Annotated in this window: 1 protein-coding gene; it reads right to left on the reverse strand. The window is 64.8% G+C overall.

Annotation, left to right across the window (positions count from 1 at the left end):
• Positions 1 to 414 (reverse strand): amidohydrolase family protein (locus AC1DBD_RS17845; protein ID WP_476982725.1); only part of this gene is annotated, 414 nt, incomplete at its 3' end.
• Between the last annotated feature and the right edge of the window lie 7 nt (positions 415 to 421).

Raw genomic sequence — 421 nt, forward strand, 5'->3', positions numbered from 1 at the left:
TTCCTCGAGCGTGCGCGGCACGGGCGTGGGTTCCAGGCCGATCATGCGGGCGACGTTGTTGCCGAGGTAGTCCTCGAGCGTGTCCTCGTCCAGGTTCAGGCCCTGCGGCGGCTCGAAGCAGAGCACCTCCAGCAGGCGCAGCCACATGCCGGGCTCGTTGGGCGGGGTATCGGAGCCGAACAGGATCTTGTGCTTCGGCAGCACCTTGGCGAACTCGACGATGCGCGACTGCAGGCACCAGCCGGACTCGCAATACACGTTCGGCATGTCCATGGCCATCTGGAACGGCTCGAAGCAGTACACCCCGCCGGTCTGCACGCCAAAGTGGGCCATGATGAAGTTCACGGTCGGGAACTCCTTCATCATCGGCACCCACTCGGTGGGAATGCTGTACGGGCCGTCGCCGGTGTGCAGCTTGACC

The sequence above is a fragment of the Arthrobacter sp. 10T419 genome (assembly GCF_056394105.1).